11 protein-coding genes are annotated in these 10,403 nt (G+C 42.3%); 9 read left to right on the forward strand and 2 right to left on the reverse strand.

The genetic code is table 11. The annotated features are described in order from the left end of the window. The first annotated feature begins 61 nt into the window (after window positions 1-61). Window positions 62-1,153 (forward strand): 3-phosphoserine/phosphohydroxythreonine transaminase, encoded by a 1,092-nt coding sequence (gene serC / locus HQQ94_RS12070; RefSeq protein ID WP_173294659.1) that lies wholly within the window; start codon window positions 62-64, stop codon window positions 1,151-1,153. Window positions 1,154-1,228: 75 nt separating this feature from the next. Here serC and HQQ94_RS12075 read toward each other — a convergent pair whose 3' ends face one another. Next, entirely contained in the window at window positions 1,229-2,434 is a 1,206-nt protein-coding gene (locus tag HQQ94_RS12075) for an amino acid aminotransferase (RefSeq protein WP_173294660.1), read from the reverse strand. A 389-nt stretch (window positions 2,435-2,823) separates the two neighbouring features. Here HQQ94_RS12075 and aroA point away from each other — a divergent pair, with 389 nt between their 5' ends. The 8 genes from aroA (at window position 2,824) to HQQ94_RS12115 (ending at window position 10,050) form a co-directional block, all read left to right on the forward strand. Next, complete coding sequence (gene aroA / locus HQQ94_RS12080) at window positions 2,824-4,104, forward strand: 3-phosphoshikimate 1-carboxyvinyltransferase (protein WP_173294661.1); 1,281 nt, start codon at window positions 2,824-2,826, stop codon at window positions 4,102-4,104. Window positions 4,105-4,352: 248 nt separating this feature from the next. Beyond that, window positions 4,353-5,045 carry a (d)CMP kinase gene (gene cmk, locus HQQ94_RS12085; protein ID WP_173294662.1) on the forward strand — a complete coding sequence of 231 codons (693 nt, stop codon included), beginning with the start codon at window positions 4,353-4,355 and terminating at the stop codon, window positions 5,043-5,045. Between the two features lie 105 nt (window positions 5,046-5,150). Further along, window positions 5,151-6,821 (forward strand): 30S ribosomal protein S1, encoded by a 1,671-nt coding sequence (gene rpsA, locus HQQ94_RS12090; RefSeq protein WP_173294663.1) that lies wholly within the window; start codon window positions 5,151-5,153, stop codon window positions 6,819-6,821. A gap of 69 nt (window positions 6,822-6,890) precedes the next feature. Further along, window positions 6,891-7,178 carry an integration host factor subunit beta gene (ihfB, locus tag HQQ94_RS12095; RefSeq protein ID WP_173294664.1) on the forward strand — a complete coding sequence of 96 codons (288 nt, stop codon included), beginning with the start codon at window positions 6,891-6,893 and terminating at the stop codon, window positions 7,176-7,178. A 124-nt stretch (window positions 7,179-7,302) separates the two neighbouring features. Continuing rightward, window positions 7,303-7,590, forward strand: a complete 288-nt coding sequence (locus HQQ94_RS12100) for a LapA family protein (protein WP_173294665.1) — start codon at window positions 7,303-7,305, stop codon at window positions 7,588-7,590. A 1-nt stretch (window position 7,591) separates the two neighbouring features. Next, window positions 7,592-8,752, forward strand: coding sequence for a lipopolysaccharide assembly protein LapB (gene lapB, locus HQQ94_RS12105; RefSeq protein ID WP_173294666.1), 1,161 nt, complete (start codon window positions 7,592-7,594; stop codon window positions 8,750-8,752). 51 nt (window positions 8,753-8,803) lie between these two features. Then, complete coding sequence (gene pyrF, locus HQQ94_RS12110) at window positions 8,804-9,505, forward strand: orotidine-5'-phosphate decarboxylase (protein ID WP_173294667.1); 702 nt, start codon at window positions 8,804-8,806, stop codon at window positions 9,503-9,505. Between the two features lie 2 nt (window positions 9,506-9,507). Further along, window positions 9,508-10,050, forward strand: coding sequence for a DUF2058 domain-containing protein (locus tag HQQ94_RS12115; protein ID WP_173294668.1), 543 nt, complete (start codon window positions 9,508-9,510; stop codon window positions 10,048-10,050). Window positions 10,051-10,078: 28 nt separating this feature from the next. On the opposite strand, the gene HQQ94_RS12120 is transcribed toward HQQ94_RS12115, so the two are convergent. Then, window positions 10,079-10,219: a hypothetical protein gene (locus HQQ94_RS12120; RefSeq protein WP_173294669.1), complete on the reverse strand. Its 141-nt coding sequence runs from the start codon at window positions 10,217-10,219 to the stop codon at window positions 10,079-10,081. Between the last annotated feature and the right edge of the window lie 184 nt (window positions 10,220-10,403).

Raw genomic sequence — 10,403 nt, forward strand, 5'->3', positions numbered from 1 at the left:
CTAGGTCGCTCATCTAATCCTATGACAATATGCCTATGACTTAATTTAAAAGGAGAAAAAAGTGAGCGCGACATACAATTTTTGTGCAGGCCCTGCAATGTTACCCCAAGCTGTCATGCAAAAAGCACAGAGCGAACTGCTTGATTGGAATGGTTTAGGAACCTCTGTGATGGAGATAAGTCATCGCAGTAAAGAGTTTATTGCTTTAACTGAACAAGCTGAAGTTGATTTGCGTGAATTGATGTCGATCCCCGCTAACTATCATCTACTATTTATGCATGGTGGTGGTAGAGGGCAGTTTTCTGCTGTTGTGAATAATTTTCTTGGTAATAACGGGAAAGCCCTCTATCTTGTCTCAGGTAGCTGGTCGAAAGCTGCAGCTGAAGAAGCCGTTAACTTGACCAGTCATGCGCAAATAGATAGGATTGATATTGTTAAAAATGATAACAATATCAATACTGTTGTGGTTCCTCCTCTATTAGGTAAGAGCGATGAATATCGCTATGTGCATTATTGTCCCAATGAGACAGTAGAAGGTATCGAAATTTTTGATGATATTGAGAGTCCTTGGCCGATTGTTGCCGATATGTCTTCTAATATACTCTCTAGAGAGATAGATGTGAGTCAGTATGGATTGATCTATGCGGGCGCTCAAAAAAATATTGGTCCATCGGGTTTGAGTATTGTCATTGTGCGTGATGATATGCTGAGTATGCCAAGTCTACCTCAGTCCTCAATTATGGACTATAAATTAGCGGTCAAACACGGATCTATGTATAACACTCCGCCTACCTTTTCTTGGTACCTTGCTGCTGAGGTCTTTGCTTGGCTTAAATCTGTGGGCGGCGTAAAGGCGATAGCTCAGGCGAACGTAGAGAAAGCGAGCGTGTTATACGACTTTATCGACGGCAGCGCCTTTTATTCAAATACGGTTGCGGTACAACATCGCTCAGTGATGAATGTGACGTTTTATTTAACAGACGAAGCGCTTAATAGTGAATTCTTGTTTGATGCGATGACGGCGGGACTCGTGGCGTTAAAAGGCCACCGCAGTGTCGGTGGTATGCGTGCCAGTATTTACAATGCTATGCCGCTTGCTGGAGTAGAGAAGTTGATTGAATTTATGGCGCAGTTTGCTCAAGCAAAACAATAGCGAATGTTTAATGAATGCCTAGCCGTGGATGATTGCTAGGCATTCGTTGGTCGGAACTACTCCGAGATCATCGGTTTATAATACATTCGCGATTGATTCAGCTAGGTGGTCAACATTGGTCAATCCAATGCCTGCGATGCTAATACGGCTAGAGTCGACCATATAAATTCCATTATTTTGTTGCAGTAACGCCACTTGTTCTTGATTGACCCCTAAGAAGGAAAACATGCCTTTTTGCTGCACGATAAAGTCGAAGTTACCTGGTGCGCCTTTTTCTGTTAATTTATTGACTAACATGATTCGGTTGCCATTGATCCTATCTCGCATGACTTTCAATTCATCTAACCATTCTTGTTTGAGTTCTGGTGAGCCTAAAATGGTTTCGACAATGGCGGCGCCATGGGCCGGTGGCATTGAGTAGAGACAACGTACAACGTAGAGGAGCACTGAAAACGCCACATTTACTGATGCGCTATCTTTGCCCATGATAGAACAGGCTCCGATGCGTTCACGATATAAGCCGAAGTTTTTAGAGCAAGAACTGCAGAGGATCATTGTATCGACGGCTGCGGCCATTTTACGGACACCATAAGCATCTTCATTAATCCCGTCACCAAAACCTTGGTACGCCATATCAATAAGCGGAGTGAAGCCTTGATCTTTAGTGAGTTCGACGATTTGGTCCCATTGATCGGTACTAAGATCCATGCCGCTCGGATTATGACAGCAAGCGTGCAAAAGTACGACATCATCAGGCCCTACTTTGGTGAGTGCGGCTTTCATCTCATCAAACTTAAGACTTTTACTGTCGTAGTCATAATAAGGATAGGTTTTCACTATAATGCCGGCGGCTTCAAATAACCCTGTATGGTTGGCCCAAGTGGGATCGCTGACCCAAATGACGGCTTGACCACTTGAGGTGCGAGTGCTGGCACGTTGAATAAAATCTGCAGCCACACGTAAGGCCCCTGTACCACCCGGTGTTGACACGGTGCGGATGCGATTAGCAAGTAACGCGGGGTTATCGTGGCCAAAAGCCAGTTGAGTGAGTAATAAATTAAAATCGGCAGAGCCTGTTGGACCGATATAAACCTTCGTTGTTTCAGTGTCGATACGGTGTTGTTCAGCTTTTTTTACACAGGTCAAAATAGGGGTATGACCGATCTCATCTTTATAAACGCCTACGCCTAAATCAATCTTATAAGCACGGGGATCGTCACGGTATTTTGTCATTAAGCCTAGAATAGGATCAGCTGGCATTGCGGTGAGAGTATCAAACATAGCTTCATTAGCCTTAAATTAGTCATTGAATCAATAATGGTAGAGTAACGTAAAATCATTGTTCAGTAATAGTAGAACGCTATAATTGATCGAATTATTTACCTGACGTTATTCCATTCATCTTTTCTGAAATGTGATCAATTTTATTCAATCAGGGTTGGTCAGTGTAAATATAGAGGAGTAAAAGTCCCGTTTTAGGATAAAAAAGCCTAAAAACACAAAAAAGAGTTGAATAGTGGCGCTCAATCAGTAAATTTAGTACCACGAAGTGCAAACTCCGATTAAACAGCACACCATTTTGTCGTGATGGTGCTAAACAGTCTGTTTACCATGAACATCTATTGCTAACCTGTGGGTTGTTTGTCCCGCGATAAAAAAGAAGTTATTCAATGAAGCAGCTACGTCTCGAGACCATCAATCAAGTACAGGGAACGATTAACATCCCTGGTTCTAAGAGCATCTCCAACCGTGCACTCTTACTTGCTACGTTAGCGAAAGGGACCACGACACTTACCAATTTATTGGATTCAGATGATATTCGCTATATGTTAACGTCATTGAAACAATTGGGAGTGAATTACAGTCTGTCTGATGACAAGACCGTTTGTGAGTTAGAGGGGCTAGGTACTGCGCTTAATTCAGAGGCAGCACAAGACTTATTTTTAGGCAATGCGGGGACGGCTATGCGCCCCTTGTGTGCAGCCTTAACCTTAGGAAAAGGCCAATTCACTTTGACGGGAGAACCTCGTATGGAGGAACGCCCAATTGGCGATCTTGTTGATGCGTTAAGGCAGTTAGGCGCGGATATAGTCTATTTGAAAAATGAGGGTTTTCCACCGCTAACAATTAAGGCAACTGGCCTTAATGCTGGCGATGTCGAAATAGCAGGCGACCTTTCCAGTCAGTTCCTCACGGCATTACTGATGGTATCGCCGCTGGCTAAAGGTGATGTGAATATCAAGATTAGAGGCGAGTTGGTCTCTAAACCTTATATTGATATCACGATTGCGTTAATGGCTCAGTTTGGTGTTACAGTGATTAACCACGATTATGGACGTTTTGAAATCAAAGCTGGCCAAACTTATGTCTCGCCGGGCAAAATATTGGTAGAGGGTGATGCTTCATCAGCGTCTTATTTTCTCGCTGCAGCTGCGATTAAAGGCGGCGAGGTTAAAGTCACTGGTGTTGGTCGATTAAGTATCCAAGGTGATGTCAAATTTGCTGATGTACTGGAAAAGATGGGCGCTGATATTGAGTGGGGCGATGATTATATTATCTCACGGGTATCAAAATTACATGCGGTGGATATGGACATGAATCATATTCCTGATGCAGCAATGACTATCGCAACCACGGCGTTGTTTGCAACCGGGACCACCCATATTCGTAATATTTATAACTGGCGTATTAAAGAGACCGATAGGCTCGCAGCGATGGCAACAGAATTACGTAAAGTGGGTGCGATTGTTGATGAAGGGCACGATTACATTAGTGTCACACCACCAAAGGTGCTCAATACTGCCGCTATTGATACTTATAACGATCATAGAATGGCCATGTGTTTTTCTATGCTAGCCTTTGCCGATTGTGGTATTACGATCAATGATCCTGATTGCACTTCCAAAACATTTCCAGACTATTTTGAACAGTTTAACGCATTGGCTTGCTAAAACCTGTTGTTATGCGACGTCAGCCTGACAGTGATCTTGTTTCAGATTAAGTAGATCTTGTTTGAAACACCTGTTTTTATTTGATTTATAACAGCTTATTCAATTTTAGTGCAAATATTTGCCGCTTTCTGTTACCAGATAGTTTACAATACGCGCGCTGATTTTTCGGGTAGAGTGTTGTTGCCGAGATCGGTACTGAACTCATTTAAAAAATCTTAGGGAAGACAGATTTTACTGTGGAGAAACTTATGTCAGAACTGGCTCCTGTTGTCACAATTGATGGCCCAAGCGGTGTTGGGAAAGGTACAATAAGTCAATTGTTAGCTGAACGTTTAGGTTGGAAATTATTAGACAGTGGTGCGATATACCGTGTGTTAGCGTTGGCAGCTATTCATCATAATGTGGCCGTCGATAATGAAAATTCTCTTACCTTACTTGCTGCGCATTTAGACGTAAGGTTTATGACGGGGACGGGAAGTAACGGCATTAAAGTGGTGCTTGAAGGTGAAGATGTATCAAATGATATCCGTACCCAAGAGTGCTCTAATGCTGCATCAAAAGTGGCGGCTTTTCCTAGAGTTAGAGAAGCCTTGTTGCGTCGTCAGCGTGCGTTTAATGAAACGCCAGGCTTAATCGCAGACGGTCGAGATATGGGCACCGTTGTCTTTCCTAAAGCGCAGACAAAAATTTATTTAATTGCATCGGCTGAAGAAAGGGCGCAAAGGCGTTATAATCAGTTGCGAGACAAGGGCTTCGATGTTAATATTGAAAAGATATTATCTGAGATAAAAGAGCGTGATGATCGTGATATGAATCGCAGTGTTGCTCCTTTGATGGCTGCTGACGATGCATTAGTGATTGATACCTCTGAAATTGGAATAGAAGAAGTGCTCGATCTTATATTAGCACATATACAAACTAATTTATCGAGCGTGGGCTAATGTTAGCTGGCGCTTTACCTATTCGTATCATGGATGAAGCGAATAATTTTACTGAACTCCACGGCCAGGATGGTGCGTGGTTTATTAAAGTAAGTAACTAAAAACATGACTGAATCTTTTGCTGATCTATTTGAACAATCCCTAAATGAACTTGAGTTCCGCCCTGGTTCTATCGTCACTGGTGTCGTTGTATCGATTAAAAACGGTATGGTACTGGTTGATGCAGGTCTTAAGTCTGAAAGCCCAATCCCAGCTGAGCAATTCAAAAATGCTCAAGGCGAACTTGAAATCGCTGTTGGTGATTCTGTTGACGTAGCGCTTGACTCTGTTGAGGATGGCTTCGGTGAGACTCAATTATCTCGCGAAAAAGCTAAGCGTCACGAAGCTTGGATCGTTCTAGAAAAAGCGTACGAAGAAGCTGAAACGGTGATTGGTATCATCAATGGCAAGGTTAAAGGCGGTTTTACTGTTGAATTAAATGGTATTCGTGCATTCCTACCAGGTTCTCTAGTTGACGTTCGTCCAGTACGTGACACTGCTCACCTAGAAAACAAAGATCTAGAATTTAAAGTTATCAAGCTAGACCAGAAGCGTAACAACGTTGTTGTTTCTCGTCGTGCTGTTATCGAATCTGAAAGCAGTGCAGAGCGTGATGCTCTTCTTGAGAACCTACAAGAAGGTCAAGCAGTTAAGGGTATCGTTAAGAACCTTACTGACTACGGTGCATTCGTAGACCTAGGTGGCGTTGACGGCCTACTGCATATCACTGATATGGCGTGGAAGCGTGTTAAGCATCCATCTGAAATTGTCAATGTTGGTGATGAAATCAACGTTAAAGTACTTAAGTATGATCGTGAACGCACTCGTGTGTCACTTGGTCTTAAGCAACTAGGCGAAGATCCATGGTTAGAAATCAGCAAGCGCTACCCTGAAAATACACGTTTAACCGGTCGTGTTACTAACCTAACTGACTATGGTTGTTTCGTTGAAATTGAAGAAGGCGTTGAAGGTTTGGTCCACGTGTCTGAAATGGATTGGACTAACAAGAACATTCACCCATCTAAAGTGGTTAACTTAGGTGATGAAGTTGAAGTGTTAGTACTTGACATCGATGAAGAGCGTCGTCGTATTTCTTTAGGTCTTAAGCAGTGTAAAGTTAACCCGTGGGATGACTTTGCAGATCGTTTTGCTAAAGGCGATAAAGTGACGGGTAAGATCAAGTCAATCACTGACTTCGGTATCTTCATCGGTCTTGACGGTGGTATTGATGGTTTAGTACATCTTTCTGATATTTCTTGGAATGGTACAGGCGAAGAAGCTGTATCTGATTACAAGAAAGGTGATGAAATCAACGCTGTTGTCCTGTCTGTTGATCCTGAACGTGAGCGTATTAGTTTAGGTGTTAAGCAAACTGAAGACGATCCATTCAATGCATATCTTGCAGATAAGAAGAAAGGTGCTATTGTAAATGGTACAGTAACAGCTGTTGACGCTAAAGGTGTTACTATTGAATTAGCTGAAACGGTTGAAGGTTACTTACGTGTATCTGATATCTCTCGTGAGCGTATCGAAGATGCATCTACCGTTTATTCTGTAGGCCAAGCCGTTGAATCTAAATTCATGGGCGTTGACCGTAAGAACCGTACAATTAGTCTTTCTATTAAAGCGAAAGATGAAGCTGATGAAAAAGAAGCAATGGACAGCTTGAACCATAAGCAAGAAGATGACGTGATGAGCTCAGCTATGGCTGAAGCATTCAAAGCGGCTCGTAAGTAATTTGCCTTAATTTCAGGGGCTTAGCCCCTGATAGGTGACAGTGTTAGGCTTGATAATAGAGGGTATAGGATGACCAAATCCGAACTGATCGAAAAACTTGCCATGAGGCAGTCTCAGCTGTCGGCTAAAGAAGTGGAAAGTACTATCAAAGAGATGTTAGAGCAAATGACTCAAACATTAGAAGGCGGTGATCGAATAGAGATCCGTGGTTTTGGTAGTTTTTCTCTCCATTTTCGTGCACCACGTACTGGCCGTAATCCAAAAACTGGTACCTCAGTTGAATTGGATGGCAAATATGTACCGCACTTTAAGCCAGGCAAAGAACTGCGTGAACGTGTCGACATGATAAACGTTTAATCAACATTGTTTTAAAAGCCTCCTCTAAGGAGGCTTTTTTATGCCTAATTCGTTAGGTATGAGTGGTATCTTGAGTCAAATTCTTGGATAATCAAGTCATATCAATCCTAGTCTGGAGTGTAACGTGAAGTCTTTTATCATCACAGTGTTAGTGGCACTATTCTTCTTTTTAGCGCTCATATTTGGTGCTCGTAATGAGCAAGTGGTGACCATTAGCTATTTTATCGCTCAAGGAGAATTTAGATTACCTATTGTGTTAGCGGTGGTCTTTCTCGTTGGATTTCTCATTAGCTGGATGTTTGCCATGTACCACATCGGAAAACTAAAGCTTATGCTACATACCGCCAATAAAAAAAATCAACGTCTTGAAAATAAAAAAGACAGTAGCTTAGTGCCGGAAATAGACGTCTAGTATGCTAGAGATATTGTTTCTGTTGCTTCCCATAGCAGCAGGTTACGGGTGGTACATGGGCCGTAGAAGTGTCAGACATAAGCAGGGTAATGAGCATAAAAAGTTAAGCCGAGATTACTTTACGGGTTTAAACTTTCTTCTTTCAAATGAATCAGATAAAGCAGTTGATCTATTTATTTCTATGCTTGATGTCGATGATGAGACCATAGACACTCACCTTTCATTGGGATCACTTTTTCGAAAAAGAGGAGAAGTTGACCGCTCTATTCGTATTCATCAAAATCTCATTGCTAGACCCAGTTTAGGCAATGAACAACGTGATATTGCCATGATGGAGTTAGGCAAAGATTACCAAGCTGCAGGTTTTTATGATCGTGCTGAAGAAATATTTTTGAATCTTGTGAAGCAAAATGATCACAGTGAAATGGCTGAAGATCATCTCATCGATATTTATCAAGTGACGAAAGAATGGCAAAAAGCGATCAATATAATTAACAGCCTTAAACGCAAGCGTCAGCAGGTTTTACGCCATAATACGGCACATTTTTATTGTGAACTTGCAGGTGAGGAAACAAAGAGCCGAGATCAAGTGAAAATGCTACTGTCAGCCATTAAACAGGCCCCAGATTGTGGTAGGGCAATACTGACGTTAGCGGATCAATATCTAGCGCTGGGTGAACTGGCTAAGTGTCATGACATGTTGATTAAATTATTGGATGCTGATATTGAACTGGTCCCAGATGCGTTGCCTACGGCTAAGCAAGCTTTCACTGAACGCGGTGATCTCATTGGCTATTGTGACTTTTTACGACAAGCTCTGGCAGAAGGTGCTGGTGCAAGTGTCGCGGTTAATTTAGCGCATAATCTTATTGAGCAGGGTGAAAGTGATGAAGCTGAAAAGCTGATTTTGGATGGTTTGTATCGTCACCCAACGATGAAAAGTTTTCAGCATCTAATGCAGATGCATGTCCAGCAAGCCGAAGAGGGCCAAGCCAAAGAAAGTCTCAGCATGTTAGAAAAATTGGTTGAACAGCAAATAAAGTACCGTCCCGGATATCGATGCAGTGAATGTGGTTTCCCTTCCCATAGTCTCTATTGGCATTGCCCCTCATGCAAAAACTGGGGGAGCATTAAACGTATTCGCGGCTTGGACGGTGAGTAGTGCTTAATTAGTGCAAAAAATAGTGTATACCGCAAAGCAAATGGAGAAATAATGAGTAACAAACCGATTTTAGTCGCCTTAGATTTTGATAATAAACATGCTGCTTTGCAATTAGTTGATAAGCTTGATCCTGATATGTGCCGCTTAAAAGTGGGCAAGGAAATGTTTACGTTATTTGGTCCACAACTTGTCAAAGAGATCCACCATCGTGGTTTTGATCTTTTTTTGGACCTTAAGTTTCATGATATTCCAAATACAGTGGCTAAAGCCGTCAGATCTGCTGCAGAGCTTGGAGTGTGGATGACAAATGTTCACGCTAGTGGTGGGCTTGCGATGATGGAAGCTGCCAAAAGGGCTTTGCTCCCTTATGGTGACGATGCGCCCTTGTTGATCGCAGTAACAGTGCTAACATCGATGAGTGATGAAGATCTGAAGCTGATTGGTATTGATGTGTCAGTTGTTGACCATGTTAAACGTCTCGCTAAGTTAACTCACCGAGCAGGGCTTGATGGTGTTGTGTGCTCGGCTCATGAAGCCTCATTACTCAAAACCTCACTGGGTGGTTCCTTTAAACTTATCACACCAGGTATACGGCCATTGGGGAGCGATAAAGGTGATCAGCACAGAGTCATGTCACCACCACAAGCGATGGCAGCAGGGGCTGACTATTTAGTGATTGGTCGGCCTATAACGCAAGCTGTAGATCCACTGGCGGCATTAACGGCAATTCATCAAACGATAACAGTGAGTTAACGATGGCAAACCCATTCCAAGAGCAGCTCCTCAAAGCGGGGCTAGTCAGTAAGCAGAAAGTACAGAAAGCACAAACACAAAAAAGACGCAATCGTAAGGCAAAAGTTGATGATGGCTCTGCTGAGTTAAAGCAACAGATAGCAGAGCAGAAGCAAGCACAAGCGATTAAGGATAAGACGCTCAATGAACAGCGTTTTGAAGCAGCATCTGAAAAAGGATTAGTTCGCGGTCTCGTGACTGAATTTACACGCTTAGCCATTAAGTTGCCAAACAGCGGTGAAGTTAAATTTAATTATCATTTTGGTAATAAAATTTTTGCATTATATGTAGATGACAAGCTCCAGAGCCAGCTATTAAATGGTCAGCTTGGTATTGTCCGTTACGAAGAAACAAGTTACTTGGTACCTCATAAATTGGTGGAGAGAGTGAATATGCTCGTCCCTCAGTGGTGTGGTTATTTGTGGGTGAAGGATGAGAAAAATCAAGACATAGAAGAAGATGACCCTTACGCAGATTATGTGATCCCTGATGATTTAATGTGGTAGATTTGACTGATTTTAAAAAGGATATTCATTATTGAATGTCCTTTTTTGTTTGCCCAGCGAAGCTGGCAAACCCAGCAGGTTGAAAGAAACCTGTATCACCCTGACTAAGGGGAAGATAATCCGAATGGCAAGGACGTTGCTGGCTGACTGCAGGGTCTGAGGTGTACACAATTAACCGTAACCTGTTTAGGCATTATTGGTGGGTGAGCGTGCAAAATAGCGTAAAGCCCAATACTTAGTCAGACTAATAGTGTGTTTAAAGGCTGACAATGACTTTTCATTTTTCTGATCATAATAAACACCTTTAAAGATTTTGTTTATTTTAAGCTATAAATCTCTACAGTTTCATTAGA

This window comes from Shewanella sp. VB17, from assembly GCF_013248905.1.
In the GTDB taxonomy this organism is placed as follows: domain Bacteria; phylum Pseudomonadota; class Gammaproteobacteria; order Enterobacterales; family Shewanellaceae; genus Shewanella.